Source organism: Deltaproteobacteria bacterium (genome assembly GCA_023382265.1).
GTDB lineage: Bacteria > JAMCPX01 > JAMCPX01 > JAMCPX01 > JAMCPX01 > JAMCPX01.
On the sequence record JAMCPX010000025.1, the window covers coordinates 47,568 to 66,577 of the forward strand.

Genomic DNA, 19,010 nt, shown 5'->3' on the forward strand with positions numbered 1-19,010 from the left:
ATATTATTTGTTCTGAGCAATCCTTAATGTTATATTACCTGTGAATCTTTCTATATGCTCAATTTCGATCTTTATCTTTTGGCCGATCTTGAACATCCTCCCTGTTCTTTTGCCTATCGCCGTGTACCGCTGGATATCACTGTAGAAATAATCCCCTTTTATATTATCAAATGATAAAAACCCATCAATAAAATAATTTTCTATCTCTACAAACAATCCCGATTTGGTTATACCGCTTATATAGCCTGTGAAGATGTCATCTTGCATCTCTTTTAATGCCTTTGATATCAGTAATTTTGTTATATCCCTTTCTGCATCCATTGCTCTTCTCTCTGTTTCAGATGTATTGTTGGCTATAGTATCCAGTAAAGCCTGTCCAAACAGTTCACGCGATGATTCTTTATTATTCGCTAATTTATTTTTTATAATTCTATGGACGGTTAGATCCGGGTACCTTCGTATAGGCGATGTGAAGTGTGTATAAAGATCAAACCCAAGCCCGTAATGCCCTATATTGTGAGTTGAGTATTTTGCCTGCTTCATGGATCTTAAAAGTGTATAATTTATAACTTTTTCGTGTTTTGTATTTTTTACTTCATCGAGAATGTGTTGAAGGGATAAGGCATCAAAAGATTCAAATACCGGTAACTTGATTCCGAGGTTGTAAGCAAACAAATAAAATTCATAGAGCTTTTCTCTATCGGGTTGATCGTGTACCCTGTATAGGAAAGGATGTTTTGTTGATGTCCCCATTATAGCAACTACTCTGTTTGCCTCAAGCATAAATTCTTCTATAATTATATGGGCAACATTTCTTTCTCTCTTTACAATGGATTCTATATCACCCGATAAGCCTATCAAAAGTTCTACCTCGGGGAGATCCAGATCAAGACTCCCCTGTGCTATCCTGTTTTGTTTAAGTTTTAAAGCAAGTTCCTTCATGGTATTGAGGTTGCGGATTAATTGATGATCTTTATACGTATCATTGCCGCCATTCTCAAGCATCTCTTTCACAGATGTATAGGTAAGCCTTGCATAGCTTTTTATAATGCTTTGATATACATCATAACCGGTCCTGATACCATTGTTGTCATACCTTATCTCTGCTGTTAATGTAACTCTCTCTTTATGGGGTATCAGGCTGCACAGATCGTTTGATAATTCCTCTGGAAGCATTGGTATTGACCTATCAGGGGAATATACGCTTGTTCCTCTCTCATAAGCATCCGAATCAACCGGATCCGAAAACTTTACATAATGGCTGACATCTGCAATGGAAACATAAAGAGTATAACCGTGTGATGCCTTTTTTACAAAAACAGCATCGTCAAAATCACGTGCATTTTCTCCATCGATTGTTACAATTTGCATATTTGTGAGATCATGTCTTTTAAAACGTTCTGAAGCATTTATCCCATATCTTAGTGAAGATACCTTTTCTTTTGCCTTTTTACTAAACTCAAATGGCAGGCCATTCTTCTTTATGACAAGCTTTGCATCAATGTCAGGGCTATGCTCATCACCGAGTATCTCATTTAATTTAACATACATGTTTCCATGTTTTGCTTCTAATATCTCACAGGTAACAACATCTCCATCTTTGATATTTCTTGTACCTTTTTGAACAGGGACGGCAAATGGATAATGTTTGTCTAATGGAAAAAACATAAAACGGCCCTGCTCTTTCTGGACCATACCAACGATGTCTTTTACCTTCCTCTCCAATATCTTTAAAACTTCGCCTTCGTAAAGCTCGCCTTTAGATTTTGTTTTTATAAGCACCTTATCTCCATGTCTTGCACCGTTTATATGCTTTTTTGGAATAAACACGTCCTTAGACATATCCGTTGCAACAAATCCGTACCCATCAGGGTGTACGAAAAGGCGGCCTTCTTTTTTTATGCTATTAAATTTATTTCTTCCCATTTTTGCTCCTGTAATGTTATAACACATAATACTTATGAAACCTATAATAAACTTAACGGATATTATTCTTGCATCGGCATCCCCAAGAAGAGAGGCACTGCTTAAGGGTATGGGCTTAAAATTTAGGGTAATAGCGCCTGCGATTGAGGATGAGCCGGGATTCAAACACATATTGAACAGTAAAAAACCGTATCAATACGCTATTAAAATCGCAAAGATAAAGGCACAATCGATAGGCTCATGGCTAAAGGATGATGCCATAATAATATCGGCAGATACTATAGTCGTAATGCAAAACAGAATTATAGGAAAGCCAAAAAACAAAAATGATGCAAAAAGGATTCTTAGACTGTTAAACGGTAAAACCCACAGTGTAATTACCGGTGTGTGCATTTTAAAAACACCGCAGATGCATTTACGTTGTTTTCATGTAAGTACAAAAGTAAAGATGGCAAAATTAACCGATAAGGAGATCGGGTGGTACGTGAAAACACGAGAGCCGATGGATAAAGCAGGTGCCTATGGAATACAGGGTATAGGCGGTTTGTTTGTTGAAAAGATAAACGGCTCGTATACAAATGTCGTAGGTTTTCCGACTGCTGAGTTGCTAAAGGCACTTAAGAAATTATAAAACGGTCGTTTAATTCAAAAATGCATTTTTTGAGGCAATAATTTTTTATCAAAGAAGCCCCACTGCGCAAGCACCGGCGTATCTGTTATACCAAAGTGCATAGGCATACATTATCTGGATTACCGCTTTCTTGAGAATGACAGCATAGACGCTCTACATCAGCGTAAATGTCGTGGAAACCTTTTGATTATAATCAGTAAGCAATGCGGTTCCTTCCCTGTATCTTTGCTTTGTATAGTTTTTGATCTGCGATCTTAATCAACGACAATGTATCTTTTACCTCAATGAACTCATTGCATGCTACGCCTATGCTTACCGTAATGTTTATAGCTAAATCCTCATAAGTTAACGTAGAAGACGCAATGATGGTTCTTAACCTTTCAAAAACCGATGCAGCATGGGATAAATTAAATTTATCAAGTATTACCAAAAACTCTTCTCCTCCAAATCTGCCGATATTATCGATCGGACGAAGATGTTTGCGGAATAGATTTGAGATATATCTTAACGCTGTATCCCCTGCGATGTGTCCGTAAGTATCATTAATATTTTTAAAATGGTCGATATCAATTATTGCTATGCTAACGTACGTGTTTAAAATTAAAGCCTGGTTTACAGCTATATCCAATAAATGGGTTATATACCCTTTGTTGTATAAGCCTGTTAATTGATCTATCCTTGCATCATTAATAATGCGTTTAATAAAATCGGAATCATACACCGGCATAAAGGATAGACAAATTGTCCCAATTGTGATAACATCACCTTCTTTCAAATTTGCCGCATCAATTTTTTTCCCGTTTACATAAGTTCCGTTACTGCTTTTTAAATCCTTTATAGAAATATTATTATCATTTAAAATGATTACAGAATGTGCCCGTGAAACCAAAAGAGAATTTAACCTTATATCAACGTCTGCCCCTCTCCCGATAATATTTTCACCCTTTTTTACCTTAAACACGTCTCCTATCTGTTCACCCTCAACAACAATAAGGGATGGAATATTCTCATGCGCAGCTCCGATTTGTTCTATTTTTATTAAAGATGTTTTATCTTCAGAAAACATAAAATAATACTAACTAATATCGTAAAACAATCAACTAATTTGTTTAAAAATTGTTAGTAAGTTAGTTTAAATGCCATGCCTGCTCTGTTATAATACAGCTAAAAGATGGTTTGCTTAAATAATAGGCACTAAATCTTATTGATCTGATTTAATTATTGTAGTTTTTAATAAACTGGTTTAATCAAACTCAATATGGAAAAGGTAAAAAAGATGATATCACATGCAGAACTGCTAAGCATAGCTGAGAAAGCAGCAAAGGTTGCCGGGGATATTATTAGAAAAAGGATCAGCGGTTACAAAGAGGTATCCTACAAAGGTGTTGTTGATCTCGTAACGGACGTTGATAAATTATCTGAACGAAAGATCATCAGAGTAATTAATAAATACTTCCCCGAACATTCCATTCTTACAGAAGAAATGGGCAGCATATCAAGAAAGAGTGATTATAAGTGGATTATAGATCCAATAGATGGTACGACCAATTTTTTTCATGCGTACCCTTTTGTATCAGTTTCAATAGCTGTTGAGCATAAAGGCAAGATCATCACCGGTGTTGTGCATGATCCATTAAAGTATGAAACCTTTACTGCAATAAATGGCAAGGGTGCATTCCTTAATGGTAAAAGGATTCATGTATCTCGCATACATGCCATAGAACAATCGCTTTTATCAACAGGTTTTCCTTATGATATAAGACATACAAACGAGAACAACATTGATAACTGGATAAGGTTCCTGAAAAGGGCGCAGGCAATAAGAAGAGACGGCTCTGCTGCCCTTGATCTTTGTTATGTAGCCGCGGGAAGATTTGACGGTTTCTGGGAGATGAAGTTAAAGCCATGGGATGTATCAGCAGGTTCATTGATTGTTAATGAAGCAGGCGGAAAGGTTACAGATTTTTTAGGAGAACATTATTCCATTTATAACAATAGCATAGTGGCATCCAATGGCATTATCCACGGTGATCTTCTTGACGTTCTTAATGAGAGATAAAAAACCATTCGCGTTTTACTTATAACGAACAGCATCATTCAGGAAGCCCGGCATTGCATTTTTTAATTTATACAGCCTATGTAGTGTTTGACAACTATTCTTATCACCATTATTATTCTAAGTATGAGAAAGGTTTATGTAGAAACTTATGGATGTCAGATGAACGAACACGACTCTGAGAGAATGCTCTCGATCTTAAAAGAGGATGGCTACGGTTATACCGATAATCCAAAGGATGCCGATGTAATCATTATTAATACATGCAGTGTAAGGGAAAAGGCCGAGCATAAGGCTTATTCAAGCCTTGGCAGATACATGGAACTAAAACACAGGAAGCACAATAAGGTTGTTGTTTTCAGTGGTTGTGTTGCACAGCAGGACGGTAAAGAGCTTATTAAAACATTTAAAGATGTTGATGTTATAGTAGGCCCTTCAAATGTTCACAGGATCGGTGAGCTGATTGCACGGATCGATCATGATGGGCATGTAATAGCTACATCAGAGAACACCGGCCAATCCAGATTTAAAAATCCGGTAAAAAACATAATCGGGATAAAAGCTTATGTTACGATCATGGAAGGATGCAATAACTTCTGTACATACTGTACCGTTCCTTACCTGAGGGGCAGGGAGGTTAGCAGAGATGCAAGGGAGATCGTTGATGAGGTTTATGCTCTTGCCGGGTCTGGGGTTAAAGAGATTATACTGCTTGGACAGAATGTAAATTCATACACGGATCAATCAACAAGCCTTTATGAACTATTGTCCATGCTTAATGATATAAATGGCATTGAGAGAATAAGATTTATTACATCCCATCCAAAGGATCTTACCGACAAGCTGATTAGAGCGTTTGCAGATTTTGGCAAAGTCTGTCCTCACATACATCTGCCGGTACAATCCGGTTCTGACAGGATACTTAAACTTATGGCAAGAGGTTATACGACAACGGATTATATAAAAAAAATTGAAAAACTAAGGAACATCAAACCGGATATAGCTATTACATCTGATTTTATAGTAGGTTTTCCATCGGAAACCGATGATGATCACGATAGTACAATTTTATTTATAAAACAGGTATACTATGATAATATATTTTCATTTAAATACTCCGATAGGCTCCTTGCAAAGGCGAGCCGGTTTGATAATAAGGTGGGTGATGATGATAAGGCCGGGAGATTAAAAGAACTTCATGAAACACAGTTAAGGATAACAAAAAGTATATACAGCTCTCTTGTTAATACGGTTCAGAGAGTATTTGTGGAAGGGAAGAGTAAAAAACAGGGCAGAATGCAGGGCAGAACCGGGCATAATAGAATTGTAAATTTTGAAGGTGCGGCAGACCCTGGTGAAGTTGTTGATGTTTTGATCAATGATTATTCAGACAATGCCCTGTACGGCAGTGTTAAAAATAAGAAGGTGAACAATGTTAATTGAAATGAAAGTAGCGGGTGTAATGGTTGACCCTGTAAATCTGACACCAATAGTTGCACTTAAGGATAGTGAAAATAAATATACCTTACCTATATGGGTTGGTGTTTCTGAGGCAAGTGCTATTATGATGGAAATGGAAGGTATTAAGCCTCCCAGACCATATACACACGATCTGCTCAGGAATGTATTTAATACACTCGGTGTTATCGTTACAAAAGTAGAAATTACGGAATTAAAAGATAATACATACTATGCGATTATATTTTTAAGGGCCGGCGACTTAAATATCTCAATCGATTCAAGGCCATCAGATGCAATAGCACTTGCACTAAGAATGGCAGCGCCCATTTTTGTTGAAAAATCGGTTATTGATAAATCAATAGAATCCATTATTTCTGCTTCCACCGTATCGGATGTAAATCCCGAAGAAAAAAAGAAAACCTATGATGAATTATTAAAACATTTTAAGAATGCTGATTTCGGTAAGTACAAGATGTAATAAATACGGATAACAGTATAAATGAATAACGGTAAAGTACTTATAGTAGAGCGGGATAGATTTTATAGAGAGCTTTATTCCGATTTACTGACGGGCATAGGTTATGAAATTTCAATAAACGATAGTTACGATATTGCTCCATCGAATTTGGAGGATTTTGATCTGATCATTTATGAACCAAATAAACATGAAGAATCATTTACGGTTCTGACTTCCATTTTAAAGGCCCAGCCTTATAAGCCTGAAATAATGATTATAACATCGGGGGATGTGCAGAAGTATAAAGCCATGTTTAACCCATCCGATCAGCAATACACATATATAAAGAAGCCGTTTGATGACAACAAACTGATTAATCTCGTAACGAATGCAATTTCAAAGAGGAGATTATATATAGATAAAGATAAACTTGCCCGAGAAGGTATGGAATATTTTATACTGCTCGAAGTTTATAAAAGGGCGAGTGAGATATTATCACAAAAAAGTATCGATGATGTTTTAAAAAAGCTTACAAGTGCAATGGTTATAGAGTTAAAGGCTTATAAAGCCATGATATGGTTAAGGGATGATGCAGATAACTTTAACATTGTACAGTCCTTTGGTTATGAGACAGAGCCTTATGATGAATCAACATCTTTTAACTGGAAAGGATTTAAATACAAAGTTGCATTTAACGAAGGCTACTATATTATAAAAAAAGATAGCAAAAGTGTGATGTATGTACTTATTCAGTCCAATGATGGGCATATCTATGCAATGCTCAGGTTGGTTAAAGAAGGTTTAGAAGGCTTTTCTATTCAGGATGTAAGAATTATGAGGACGCTCGCTACATTTGGAAGCATTGCTATAGCTAATGCAATAGAGCTTTCAAGTAAAATACCCGATACATTAAGAGCAGGCGATTTACCTGCCTATACGTACAAGTATTTTATAGAATACACGGAGAATGAGATTAGAAGAGCCCATAGGATGCATGGTATGTTTTCCCTATCGGTGGTATCTATAGAAAATTATAGAGAGTTGGTTGAGACATTCGGCAAAAATCACGTGAATGCTATTTTTAAAAAGATAGCCGATCTTATGAACGAGGTTTTAAGAGATGCTGATACTCTTTCCTTATCGGAACATTCAAATATGCTTAACCTTTTTTTACCCGATACCGATTATTTCGGTTCCATTATAACCATACGCAGAATTAAAAACCAGCTTAAGCAAAACTTATACATAACGGATGGATTAATAACAAAGAATGTGGAAATTGTAATAGGTGCTGCAACGTATCCAGTTGACGGGACTACAGTGCAGACCCTTTTGTCAAAGGCTTATGAAAGTGCAAATAAGACTAAGTCGGGGATATTGAAGCAAGTTTCGGCAATAGAATACACAAGCTTTGCGGAGTTTGCCGATAAAATAATAGATAGTTTTAGTCGTATGGATAAAGATGGAAAAACCGTAAATGCCGTATTCACCCTTACTAAAGATCGCGGGCAGGAAATCATCGATTTGATTTCATCCGACATGATCGAAAGGCCTTATATGAGAGGTATGCTGTTTGTCGGTTTACCTTTTATAACAAAGCAGATGACGATTTTAAGAGAACAGTACAAACTTCACAACTCCAGCACAAAATTTTATATTATGGGTAAAAAAACAGTGGGTGAAGATATTGATATATCTTATGCACCCGTTATAATCATGGATGAAGATTTCGGCAATAGATATTTTATATTCAATCTTAATGAAGAATATGCGTACGGATTCGTTGCAGTAGAACAGCCTGATAATACGTTAAAAGCTTTTCATACCAGCGAGCCGCTGCTTGTTGAGGAATTCATTGCTGTTCTTCAGGAAAAATATTTTTTGCAGAGGCAGATATAAGTGGTTAAAATAAAGGGCAAGATCCTTATAGCAGATGTAGATCAAAAATCTGTAGTCCTTATAAAGGATACCCTTAAAACTCAGGGTTTTACAGTATTTTCAGCTCTTAATGGGGCAAAGGCGCTTGAACTCATAATAGAGAACATCCCGGATATTATAATACTCAGTATGACTCTAACGATTGTAGCAACGGAGAAATTAAGGGATATTGTAAGAGCAAATCCAAACACAGATAAATTGCCTATCATATTTCTCGGGACACCGGAACAATTAAAAAAACTTAATAATTCCGGAGAAAAGATCATCACAAAACCGTTTCGTGTCGATGAACTTATCAACTTAATATCAGGCATTTATCAAAAAAGGCAGAAGGCTATAGAATTATCAAGAGAGGATAAAGAAATAGAAGGTAATATATCACAGATATCGTTAATCGATCTGCTCCAGATATTCAGTATGAACAAAAAAGACGGTACCATAACGATATATTCAGAAAAGAGTAACGGGTTTATTTATCTCCAGGAAGGGAATATCATAAACGCTACTATAGGTAAAGCGGAAGGTGTAAAAGCTCTGTTCAGATTGATTGGTATAAGGGTTGGGAAGTTCGAATTTGTTCCACACCGGGCATTGACACCGACCAGAATAAATTCTACGACGGAATCGTTGCTGATGGAAGGTATGAGGCATATAGACGAAATGAATAAACACAAGAGCGAATTACCCAGCTATGATGGAGTTGTAGCGTTGAAAAAAAAGTTATCAGACATACCGAAACAGGTGAGAACCATAACACAGGAGGTTTTATTATTGCTTGAGTTCTATTCTAATGTAGAGGATATAGTGGACAACTGTACTTTCCCCGACTACGATGTGCTAAGGGTTCTGAAGGCCCTTGTGGAGAAGGGTATCATAGAGATCAATACCAAAATATTAACGAAAGAGAAGATAAAAGAAGAAAGCCTGCTTGCAAATGAAGAGGTGTATAAGCTTCTTGAATACGTTTCTACAAACAGGCATATAAAGTTAGAGATGCATCGCGGCAGAGTGGTTATGTTACCGACAAATCATAATTCGCTTAAAATATTTTTAAATAGTATGGCAAATATGCCAAAATTTAGTTTTAGCAGCTCATTTACACGATCAGCAAAAGATGATGTTTTACTTGGTAATATTGGTTTTATTACACTTACAGATCTCCTGAGTATCGAGCTATTATCAATCCCGCCGGCGGAAGAGTACAGCCCACTATGGACTGCACTATCAGGCAGTGCTGTTGGTGCAGTAGCTATCTTTGATAAGGAATCCAGAGAGGTAATGGATTCATTTGTTAAGGCAATAGGAAAGTTTAAACAAATAGGGGGACTTCCATTTGCTTACGTATTCATTAATCCATCAACAAAGGAGCAGGGCAAAAATGCAGTGCTTGCTATAAGGAAACTTCTCGGTTTAAATAATGATGATCCTGTTTTTATAATAAATGAGTATTCAACAGAAGGGATCAAGGTGCTACCGGAACTCATAAGAAGGGTAATAAACGTATGATAGATCTGCATACACATTCATTGTTCAGTGATGGTGAACTGTTACCATCGGAGCTCGTAAGGAGAGCAGAGGATATTGGGATAAAAGCTATTGCAATTACGGATCATGTTGATTTTTCAAATTTCATATTTGTAATAGAGCATATCCGGAAAGCAGCAGAGGAACTGTCTGATAGAAAAAAGACAATAAAGGTTCTTACAGGCGTTGAAATTACGCATGTACCTCCAGACGATATTCCTGCACTTATTGAACTATCAAGAAAACACGGTGCTGATATTATTGTTGTACATGGCGAAACTATAGTAGAGCCGGTAGAGCATGGAACAAATCTTGCAGCTATTAACGGCAGGGCAGATATCCTTGCCCATCCCGGTTTTATCAGTCTGAAAGAAGCAAAACTTGCTGCAAAAAATCATGTTTATCTTGAAATAAGCGGAAGGCATGGACATAGTTTTTCAAATGGATATGTGTCTATGATTGCTCAAAAAGCACATGCAGGACTTGTGTTTAATACGGACGCACACGCCCCTTATAATCTTATGGACTATGATACGGCACTTAAAATTGTAAGGGGAGCCGGGTTGAGTGAAAATGATTTTAAAAATATGCTTGAAAATTCAAAGAATTTAATCCGGAGAAACGGCCATGAGCTGCCGTAAATGGCTTGATAGAGATTAAAAAACATTTTCTTCAATCCTGATAATCTTTGTTTTCCCTTTGGTTACATTAAGATTACCAATCAGTTTTATAGCTTTTCGAACATCGTTTTCTTTTGCTTCATCACTTATTATTATTATGGGTAAAACGGTATCAAGCCTTTCTCCCTTTTGTATCACCTTATTAATGTTAATATCGAATCTTCCAAGAATAGAAGAGATATTAGCCAAAACGCCTGGTTTGTTAATGGCGTTAAACCGGATGTAGTATTTACAGTTAATGGATTTTATCCGTTTAATAAGCAGTTTGCTAACCTGCTTTGGCCATGAAATGGGTGAACCATTGGCAACACCCATGAGATCCGTGATAATGGCGCTTGCCGTGGGATCTCCGCCTGCACCTTCAGCATATAAACCTCCCTGACCTCTTAACTCATCATCAATCTGAATACCGTTTTCCGCACCTTTTAGTAAAGCTAAAGACGTATTAATGGGGACAAGAGCCGGATGCACCCTGATATCAACATTATTATTCTCGCGCTTCATAATACCCAGTAATTTAATTCTATAATTCAATTCTTTTGAGAATTGGATGTCCTGAATATCTATGTCTCTTATCCCTTCTACATAAAAATCTTCTAATTTTATATTAAGTCCAAACAATAATTTTGAAATTATGATTACTTTATGAGCAGTGTCTGTTCCATCAATATCCATTGAGGGATCGGCTTCTGCATAACCAAGCTGCTTTGCCTGCTCCAGAATTTCGGGAAAATCTTTATTGGATTTTTCCATTTCGGTTAAAATAAAATTACAAGTACCGTTAAAAACCCCTATTATGCTTTTAACTGAAGCACCGTAGTATAAATGACTTAATATCTGATGACTTCCCGTAATTGCCGCACGAAATCCCAAGAAACAATTATTTTTGCGTGCTTCTTTTATGATCTTATCTCCGTATAAAGACAACACGTGCTTGTTCCCGGTAACAACATTCTTTTTATTCTTTATTGCCTTAAGAATCATATCCTTGGCAGGAGATAGACCACCGATTACTTCGATTACAGTATCGATCTCCGGATCATTAAGAATCGAATCCGGATTTGTAGTGAGAATTCCATTGGAAACATTTACATTTCTTTTTGCATTGATTCTTTTCACCAGGATTTTTTTGATATTGAATTCAAAACCGTAATTACGCCTGTACTCTGCTTTTTTTTTGGATAATATTTTTACTACGCTGCTCCCTACTGTTCCAAGACCTAAGAGCCCTATATTAATTTTTTTTACTATCATCTGTTCTAAAATTTCCTTTTTCAATCTTTTTTTTTAAATATCAAATTCATTTCTTCATATAATATAACATTTCTTCAAAATATTATTTAAACAATGTCTTGATTTTAAGTTTTTTTGATATAAAAATATTTATTATAGATATACTTAAGTAGATCCCGGCGAAGTGTCAAGATAATGTTAAAACGAATACCTGTGAACTACCACCAAAGGCGGAAGGTCTTTACTACGCACTAAATCGTCAGAGCATTCCGATTCAATGCTTATAAATTTTCAGCACTATCCTGTTCTTGCATGTCATTTTTACATAATTATTATAAGGAGAATTTATACTTTTCAGATTTAATTTGTAATTTATCTGTAAGTGCTATATGCAAACTAATATGAAAAAAGAGATTGTTTATTTTATAAGTAATCATAAATATTTTGTTGGCTTTTTAATCATACTGACTATGCTTGAATTGCTCCCTGTTGGAACTTATACATTGCTCAATGCAGCTACATATAAGCCGCTTATGGATTTTAAACTTGCTACGCCTGCATTGAATTATATTCTTGAACCATTCATTGGTATCCCAGTATATTTAAGCACAACGCATTATATAAAACCGGCAAGCATATCTATCTTTTCGTGGGGGCTTCTTATGGTTTTAGTCTATGGTATAATCAAGAGGCGATATAAAAAATTACCCGTTTATGTGCTGGCTTATATAGCAGGATTTTCGATATTTATCGTGTACATACTTTTTACTCCGTTTCCATTGCTGAAAGCCATACCAAGAGATAAGTCGTTCTGTCTTATTGATCCCCATTCTCATACGTTCTATTCTCATGATGGGCTTGTTACTTTAAAGCAAAGCATTAGATATCATAAAAAACAGGGCTTTACTGGATGGTTTATTACTGAACATTATAACATACTTGGAGGTATCGCAGAAGAAAATATCACAAAACTGGATACCCATAAATCAATGATAGGGGAAGAGGTAAGAGTAGATCATGATCCTCACTTCTTTCTTGCGCTCGGGATCAGTTCAACTGTTACGGCAAAAGACATCACAACGGTAACCGCACTTGCAAGGTCTGTTCATAAACAAGGTGGCGCACTCGTTCTTGCTTTGTGGTGGCTGCGTGGACCGGTGAATCTCATACATTATATAAATGATGGTGTTGATGCATTTGAAATAGCGAATGCAGGGCATAAACAGCATCTCACAGCTTCCATAAGAGAGTATGCCTATAATATCTCTCAAAAGTACCATATACCGCTTATTGCATCCAGTGATTGGCACGGATGGGGTAATTATGCTTACACATGGACAGCTTTTAAAATACCCGGGGCAAAGGATTATACATCATATCAATTGCAGAATATCATTATTTCAATGATACGAAATAGGAATAACAAAGATATTATTCCGATTATATATGATTACCCGCATCAATACTGGGGTGTTATGAGATTTATATTTGAGCCTTTTTTCGATTTTTATTATTATTTTTCTACGCTTCCATTTAAAGGTTATATATCGTGGTTGATCTGGAGCTTTTTATTTATGATTATCTATTCGGTTTATCAGCTATACAGGGAATCTTATTATTACAAACCGGCCATTATGCCTTATGTATTATTTATTGCAGGCAGTTTGATGAGTCTTTTCTACGCGGTTCACAAGATATCAAGTATAACGTTTATACCCGTAGAGAATACGCTTTTGTTGACAGTTATAAGGGTTCTATTATTTTATTCGATTGGTATGCTTACAATAATGACTTTATTGCTTGCATTAACTATAAAGAAAAAAGGAGTTTAATGTGCTCGCAAGGATATTTATAAAACCGAAAAGGGGTATTCTCGATCCCCAGGGTAAGGCCGTGCTTGGCTCTCTCCACAGTCTCGGATTTAAAAACGTTGATGATGTTAGGGTCGGTAAATATATTGAAGTAAAATTAAATACCGGGGATAAAGCGCAGGCACATTCTGAGGTACAGAAGATGTGCGATACGCTTTTATCAAACAAGGTCATAGAGGATTTTAACTATGAGATTGTAGAAGGATAGGTATGACACATATAAAAGCAGGTGTTATTGTATTTCCAGGAACGAACTGCGACCGGGATACCTATAATGCAATAAAATGCGTGATGGACGCACGGGTTGATTATGTGTGGTATGAAAATAAAAGCCTTCATCATTATCAGCTTATCGTTATACCTGGCGGATTTTCTTATGGTGATTACTTAAGGGCAGGGGCATTGGCAAGGTTTTCTCCTATTATGGATGCACTGAGATCTTATGTTGATAGAGGCGGTCTGGTAATTGGTATATGCAATGGGTTTCAGATATTGCTCGAGTCTTTAATGCTTCCAGGCGCAATGCAAAGGAACAAGACACTTAAGTTTGTATGTGATGATGCCTTTATAAGGATTGAAAGGGATGATACTGCTTTTACAATGCTTTACAAAAAAGGCGATATTTTAAAAATACCGATAGCCCACGCAGAGGGTAACTATTATGCACCGCCTGACCTGCTTGATCGCATAGAGCATAAAAAGCAGATTATTCTAAGATACGTAGATCAAAACGGGAAAAGAAGTGAGCCTTCAAATCCGAACGGTTCTATAAATGCAATAGCTGGACTGTGTAATGATAAAGGCAACATTCTTGGCATGATGCCGCACCCGGAAAGGGCTTCCGACGGGCTGATTGGAAGCGAAGATGGTAAACGGATCTTTCTCTCAATTAAAAAAGCGCTGGGATGATAGTTGATGATGCAAGCTTTCAATAAGCATGAGGTCAGCCTTTTTTCACAAAAGTGCAATAATGTCCATATTAAATGTGTTCCATCTTTACAGCTGTTCCGTAAGCAATAACTTCATTCATTGCCTGTCCCTGTCCTGCATCAAATTCACCCGAATCAAATCTCATCATAATGATCGCGTTAGCACCGATATTTTTTGCCTGTTCCGCCATTTTATTAATCGCTTCTTCTCTGGACTGGGTAACCATTTTTACATATCCTTCTTGAGAACCGCCAATAGTTGCCCTCAGATTACCTAAAAAATTACCGACAATACTGCGCGAACGAACACTAACACCAAATACCGTACCCAACACTTCTGTTACACGATAACCTGAAACAGATTCCGTTGTAGATATCAAGAAATCCGGCATTGCATTATCTCCTTTTTTAAATTTGTTTAATCAAATTATAATACTCAAAATCTATTTTGACAAATATCTACTAATGATTTCATATACTTTATATGCTGTAAAACTCACTTAATTATTTTCAGGGGCAGACATAATCTGGAATGAGATTGACTACTTAAAAAGACAAAAAAACAATATTTATTTCTTTGCACGGTCCGGGTGTGTTTCCTTTATAAGAATTGTAAGTATAAGGGCTGCCACGAAGAGTACCAGGAGTAACCATATAGAGTTGTGGAAGCTGTTTGTGATATCCTTGATGCCCTCCATAAGATATATTACAGCCACAGCACCGACAGAACCTATAAGCATAAGAAGACCCGTTGCAGTGCCTGTGAGCCTTTCACCCACGATCTCTGTAGTCATCTGCAGTATGAGCGGCAGAAGAGATATCACAAAGAAACCAATCACAGCGCCGAGAACTATCGTTACGGCTATACTGCGGGTATTAAGAAACGGATACATTACTACTCCTCCGACAAGTGTTGCGATTATAAGAAATGGCTTTCTCCTCTTGAAACTGTCTGAAAGCAGAGGGATTATAACAGCGCCCAGTATACCGCCTCCTATAATAACAGCACCTATTGTTCCTGTTTGAACTGTAGTGAAACCATTTATTGAAAGAAGCTCATTCATCCATGTCATAAGTCCATTGAAGAATCCGATACCTATAAACATTATTGCTATAAGCATAAGCATGTCTTTTATGTTTAATATACTTTTATACGCATTCTTACCAGTGTATTCCTTTTCTTCTTCCTTTAAAGCAGGAATAAGTGAGGGGTTGTCCTTACCAAGCAGGAGAAATAGAATACTCCCGGGTAATGTTATTCCTGCATAAATGTACAGTACATTTTCGAGTCCTTCACTGTTTACAAGTATAGGGGTTATGAGCATGGCCGCTATCATACCAATAAACATTGCCGTGGACCCGAGCCCGTTTGCCATAACGCCCTTATTCCTGCCAAACCAAGTGGATGCAAATTTCGATACGCTGTTCAAAATAAAGGGCTGTGATACTGCTATGCCGAATTGTCCGGCAAACAACCACAAGTATGAGTTGTACTTTAACCTTAGCAATACGGATATACCCATTATAATGACTCCGATTGAAACGGTGAATTTAAAGCCCTTTGCATCAAGCAGGGAGCCGACAGGCGCTGATAGTATTATGTTTAGTATTGGAAAGATGGATGTAAGCAGACCAACCTCAAATACTTTTATATCTAACTGTTGTCTGACAACTGTTTCTATAGATGCAAAGTTAAGCCACAAAAACTGGTTTAATGCAATAGCATACATAAACACAATTAATACTACCCATCGATATGCACTATATTTTGTCCGCATCTTTTCCATAACAACCATTTACCAATAGGTTAGAGGTAAACATATTCTATCGGCCGTTGTTTCGTCAAGCCCAATAATACAATAAGAAAGTTTGCCGTATTTCTCCAATGGGTTTTGGGGTTAATATATTGAATTTATACATACACTTGTCTTTTTATACAACGGATTATACATTATTCTATACGCCGTCCAATGGTTTTGTATAGAAGGGTGTTAAAAAGGAGGTTATATGAAGCAAAAGGTTTTAGTGATAGTTTCAACGGAAAATAGAGAAAAGGCACTTGGTGCACTGGTATTCGTACAGAACAGCTTGAAAAACGGGAGGTTTGAAGATCTCAAGCTTATACTGTTTGGACCAAGTGAAAAATTGGCTTCAGCAGATCAGGCTTTGCAGTCCATCATAGCCGATATCGTTTCCATGAAGGGTAATCCCATTGCCTGCAAAGCAATATCAGACATGCACAATATCGGTAAAGAATTAACATCTCTCGGCTTCAAGCTGGAATACGTTGGTGATCCCATTGGTCAGTTTATCAATGACGGTTACCTGCCGATGGTGTTTTAAAGAAGGACACTCAGGGTTTTATACTCCTGTACAGTTCCTTTGTTTTGTCCGACGGCTCTATGCCCAGTGTCCGGGATAATATCACCTCACAGTGCTTGTACAGGGCAGCAGCTTCGGCAGTGCGTCCGTGCGATTGATACAACAGCATCAGCCGCTGATAAAAAAGCTCTGCCTGGTTGTCAATCTCCAGTCCCTTCTTGTATATCCGTACTGCCTGTACCGTATCCCCGCTCTTTTCATAGTAACCGCCAAGCATTTCAATAACGTGCGTAAACCGGTCATGCAGACTATCCCGAAAACTTATAGCCCATGATGGCAAACTCCCCTGCGCAAAAAAATCTCCCTTGTATAGATTTAAGATACGCCTTCCAAGATCTTTGACTTGATCATCTTCTTCATCTTGTCTATTGACCTGTTTTTTACCGTCATTCCGCACTTGATGCGCAATCCAGTTCTTTTTCTCTAAAAGACCCTCCATGCTGTCGAACAAGGCCCCGAATGCCTGTACATCTACCCAGCATGTCTTCGGATTCAGCATAAGCCTGCCCCCTTCCGCTATCACAGCATCATTGGAAACGAGCAACTTTCTTAACCGGTGGATGGTTGTATCCAGCGTCTGGTGTGCATAATCGCCCTGGGCATCAGGCCATAGCATGCCGCTTATATGATCCAGTTCTACTGCTTTATCGTGATTGACGATAAGAAACTGCAGCAGCTCAACAGGTTTAAGCTGAGCTTTTTTGGACAGTTCGACCGGTGCGTCCTCGTGCAGGATCTTAAAACTGCCGAGCGTATAAATCTTGAATGCCCACGGCCAGTTCTCGCATGCATACGGAGGTGTGTCGGGAAAAAGTTCAAGCTTGTGTATTAAATGCCGCACATAATGAACCTCTATATTGTTCTCCAACGCCTTAAGACTCAAATATGCCATCTTTTGTCCCCAGGCAAAGTACACATTAACCATGCCGTATTTCTTACCCAGGGCCATACATTTCTTCAGTATCCTGAGACCTTTGTTTTCTGTCTCTCTTGTATTCGAATGCTTTTCACTTAATAGCCAGTAAGCCTGTATATAATAAGACGTAAACTCCAATAATTTACTTTTCATACCTTTGGCAATTCTGAATCCATATATGTAATGTTTTTCAGCTTCTTTATAACTACCTTGATCGTAGAATACCTGTGCCAATGCAAGCCTGCATAAGCCTTGTGAAAAAGGAATATGCGCCTTTATAGATAAGACAAGACTCCTCTCAATCTTTTCAATGGCAAGCGATGCATTCCCATGTAGGTGATCCAACCATCCAGACAAAGTATCATACTGGATTACGTGCAAGGCATTTGACCGGTTTACCATTGGTGCCATCTTATTCAAATATTCTTCAGCCCTATTGACATCCCCTATCCCAATAAACAAGTAAACAGCTTGCACAATAATCATGTGATCAAGAAAATGTACTCCACTTTTATTCGCTATATCAAGCCCTTCTGATACAAGATTAAGGCACTCCTGTTGAGAGGCAATTCCCCTTGCACCAGCGGCAGTATACAGCTTTTGCATTAATTGAGTTTTTATTGGCGATGATTTCGATATTTTCTTCATTAATTCAATAACAATACCACGTTTTGAAATATTCCCTGTCCATCCATAATAGTTTGCTATGGAAAATAAATAATATATACGTTGATCAAAATCCTTCATATGTTTTAATATTTCTAAAGTTCGATCCACCCACAATTCAATCTTTGGATGAGCAGGATCATAATGTGTTAAGGCAAAAACCAATAAGCTTAATACCCTTGCTTCAAGCTCTCTGGATGGAAATCTTGGATACCTGTCAAGTCATGTAAAAATCTAACCGAAATAGGTATCATCTTGTCATCCAGAAATCTAATCATGGGGTTGGGTAATAAGCTCTCCTTTCTTGTTCTTGATATATACTTTCATACCAAAGATTTCA

At 37.3% G+C, this 19,010-nt stretch carries 17 protein-coding genes; 11 read left to right on the plus strand and 6 right to left on the minus strand.

Going from position 1 to position 19,010, the window contains the following annotated elements; genetic code table 11:
• Nucleotides 1-3 precede the first annotated feature (3 nt).
• A complete protein-coding gene (rnr, locus tag M1381_04955) occupies nt 4-1,926 on the minus strand; it encodes a ribonuclease R (GenBank protein ID MCL4478436.1) in 1,923 nt (640 codons plus the stop codon).
• A gap of 34 nt (nt 1,927-1,960) precedes the next feature.
• On the opposite strand from rnr, the gene M1381_04960 reads away from it, so the two are divergent.
• Nucleotides 1,961-2,557, plus strand: coding sequence for a Maf family protein (locus M1381_04960; GenBank protein MCL4478437.1), 597 nt, complete (start codon nt 1,961-1,963; stop codon nt 2,555-2,557).
• A 193-nt stretch (nt 2,558-2,750) separates the two neighbouring features.
• Here M1381_04960 and M1381_04965 read toward each other — a convergent pair whose 3' ends face one another.
• Complete coding sequence (locus M1381_04965) at nt 2,751-3,623, minus strand: GGDEF domain-containing protein (GenBank protein MCL4478438.1); 873 nt, start codon at nt 3,621-3,623, stop codon at nt 2,751-2,753.
• 192 nt (nt 3,624-3,815) lie between these two features.
• On the opposite strand from M1381_04965, the gene M1381_04970 reads away from it, so the two are divergent.
• From M1381_04970 to M1381_04995, 6 genes are all read left to right on the plus strand, one after another.
• Entirely contained in the window at nt 3,816-4,616 is an 801-nt protein-coding gene (locus M1381_04970) for an inositol monophosphatase (GenBank protein ID MCL4478439.1), read from the plus strand.
• A 123-nt stretch (nt 4,617-4,739) separates the two neighbouring features.
• On the plus strand, nt 4,740-6,056 hold the full coding sequence (gene miaB, locus M1381_04975) for a tRNA (N6-isopentenyl adenosine(37)-C2)-methylthiotransferase MiaB (protein MCL4478440.1): 1,317 nt from the start codon (nt 4,740-4,742) through the stop codon (nt 6,054-6,056).
• Nucleotides 6,046-6,552, plus strand: a complete 507-nt coding sequence (locus M1381_04980) for a bifunctional nuclease family protein (GenBank protein ID MCL4478441.1) — start codon at nt 6,046-6,048, stop codon at nt 6,550-6,552. The genes miaB and M1381_04980 overlap by 11 nt, the downstream gene beginning before the upstream one ends.
• A gap of 21 nt (nt 6,553-6,573) precedes the next feature.
• Nucleotides 6,574-8,430, plus strand: a complete 1,857-nt coding sequence (locus M1381_04985) for a diguanylate cyclase (protein MCL4478442.1) — start codon at nt 6,574-6,576, stop codon at nt 8,428-8,430.
• Nucleotides 8,431-9,975, plus strand: coding sequence for a DUF4388 domain-containing protein (locus M1381_04990; protein MCL4478443.1), 1,545 nt, complete (start codon nt 8,431-8,433; stop codon nt 9,973-9,975). It abuts the gene before it with no gap.
• Nucleotides 9,972-10,634: a histidinol phosphate phosphatase domain-containing protein gene (locus M1381_04995; protein MCL4478444.1), complete on the plus strand. Its 663-nt coding sequence runs from the start codon at nt 9,972-9,974 to the stop codon at nt 10,632-10,634. The genes M1381_04990 and M1381_04995 overlap by 4 nt, the downstream gene beginning before the upstream one ends.
• A gap of 15 nt (nt 10,635-10,649) precedes the next feature.
• On the opposite strand, the gene M1381_05000 is transcribed toward M1381_04995, so the two are convergent.
• Nucleotides 10,650-11,927 carry a homoserine dehydrogenase gene (locus M1381_05000; protein ID MCL4478445.1) on the minus strand — a complete coding sequence of 426 codons (1,278 nt, stop codon included), beginning with the start codon at nt 11,925-11,927 and terminating at the stop codon, nt 10,650-10,652.
• A 380-nt stretch (nt 11,928-12,307) separates the two neighbouring features.
• Here M1381_05000 and M1381_05005 point away from each other — a divergent pair, with 380 nt between their 5' ends.
• The 3 genes from M1381_05005 to purQ are packed head-to-tail and all read left to right on the plus strand — an operon-like array spanning nt 12,308 to nt 14,686.
• On the plus strand, nt 12,308-13,738 hold the full coding sequence (locus M1381_05005) for a hypothetical protein (protein ID MCL4478446.1): 1,431 nt from the start codon (nt 12,308-12,310) through the stop codon (nt 13,736-13,738).
• Between the two features lies 1 nt (nt 13,739).
• On the plus strand, nt 13,740-13,985 hold the full coding sequence (purS, locus tag M1381_05010; protein ID MCL4478447.1) for a phosphoribosylformylglycinamidine synthase subunit PurS: 246 nt from the start codon (nt 13,740-13,742) through the stop codon (nt 13,983-13,985).
• Nucleotides 13,986-13,996: 11 nt separating this feature from the next.
• The gene (gene purQ, locus M1381_05015) at nt 13,997-14,686 is read left to right on the plus strand and encodes a phosphoribosylformylglycinamidine synthase subunit PurQ (GenBank protein MCL4478448.1); all 690 of its coding nucleotides are present in this window, start codon (nt 13,997-13,999) and stop codon (nt 14,684-14,686) included.
• A 70-nt stretch (nt 14,687-14,756) separates the two neighbouring features.
• Here purQ and M1381_05020 read toward each other — a convergent pair whose 3' ends face one another.
• Both M1381_05020 and M1381_05025 read right to left on the minus strand, forming a co-directional pair.
• Nucleotides 14,757-15,098, minus strand: coding sequence for a YbjQ family protein (locus M1381_05020; GenBank protein ID MCL4478449.1), 342 nt, complete (start codon nt 15,096-15,098; stop codon nt 14,757-14,759).
• 177 nt (nt 15,099-15,275) lie between these two features.
• Complete coding sequence (locus tag M1381_05025; protein MCL4478450.1) at nt 15,276-16,493, minus strand: MFS transporter; 1,218 nt, start codon at nt 16,491-16,493, stop codon at nt 15,276-15,278.
• A 220-nt stretch (nt 16,494-16,713) separates the two neighbouring features.
• Here M1381_05025 and M1381_05030 point away from each other — a divergent pair, with 220 nt between their 5' ends.
• Nucleotides 16,714-17,049, plus strand: coding sequence for a hypothetical protein (locus tag M1381_05030; GenBank protein ID MCL4478451.1), 336 nt, complete (start codon nt 16,714-16,716; stop codon nt 17,047-17,049).
• Between the two features lie 10 nt (nt 17,050-17,059).
• Here M1381_05030 and M1381_05035 read toward each other — a convergent pair whose 3' ends face one another.
• Complete coding sequence (locus M1381_05035; GenBank protein ID MCL4478452.1) at nt 17,060-18,751, minus strand: hypothetical protein; 1,692 nt, start codon at nt 18,749-18,751, stop codon at nt 17,060-17,062.
• Between the last annotated feature and the right edge of the window lie 259 nt (nt 18,752-19,010).

Bases quoted from the DNA above. Each gene is read 5' to 3' on its own strand.
- rnr (MCL4478436.1), bottom strand. From the start codon at position 1,926: ATGGGAAGAAATAAATTTAATAGCATAAAAAAAGAAGGCCGCCTTTTC.
- M1381_04960 (MCL4478437.1), top strand. From the start codon at position 1,961: ATGAAACCTATAATAAACTTAACGGATATTATTCTTGCATCGGCATCC.
- M1381_04965 (MCL4478438.1), bottom strand. From the start codon at position 3,623: ATGTTTTCTGAAGATAAAACATCTTTAATAAAAATAGAACAAATCGGA.
- M1381_04970 (MCL4478439.1), top strand. From the start codon at position 3,816: ATGGAAAAGGTAAAAAAGATGATATCACATGCAGAACTGCTAAGCATA.
- miaB (MCL4478440.1), top strand. From the start codon at position 4,740: ATGAGAAAGGTTTATGTAGAAACTTATGGATGTCAGATGAACGAACAC.
- M1381_04980 (MCL4478441.1), top strand. From the start codon at position 6,046: ATGTTAATTGAAATGAAAGTAGCGGGTGTAATGGTTGACCCTGTAAAT.
- M1381_04985 (MCL4478442.1), top strand. From the start codon at position 6,574: ATGAATAACGGTAAAGTACTTATAGTAGAGCGGGATAGATTTTATAGA.
- M1381_04995 (MCL4478444.1), top strand. From the start codon at position 9,972: ATGATAGATCTGCATACACATTCATTGTTCAGTGATGGTGAACTGTTA.
- M1381_05000 (MCL4478445.1), bottom strand. From the start codon at position 11,927: ATGATAGTAAAAAAAATTAATATAGGGCTCTTAGGTCTTGGAACAGTA.
- M1381_05005 (MCL4478446.1), top strand. From the start codon at position 12,308: ATGAAAAAAGAGATTGTTTATTTTATAAGTAATCATAAATATTTTGTT.
- M1381_05020 (MCL4478449.1), bottom strand. From the start codon at position 15,098: ATGCCGGATTTCTTGATATCTACAACGGAATCTGTTTCAGGTTATCGT.
- M1381_05025 (MCL4478450.1), bottom strand. From the start codon at position 16,493: ATGGAAAAGATGCGGACAAAATATAGTGCATATCGATGGGTAGTATTA.
- M1381_05030 (MCL4478451.1), top strand. From the start codon at position 16,714: ATGAAGCAAAAGGTTTTAGTGATAGTTTCAACGGAAAATAGAGAAAAG.
- M1381_05035 (MCL4478452.1), bottom strand. From the start codon at position 18,751: ATGAAGGATTTTGATCAACGTATATATTATTTATTTTCCATAGCAAAC.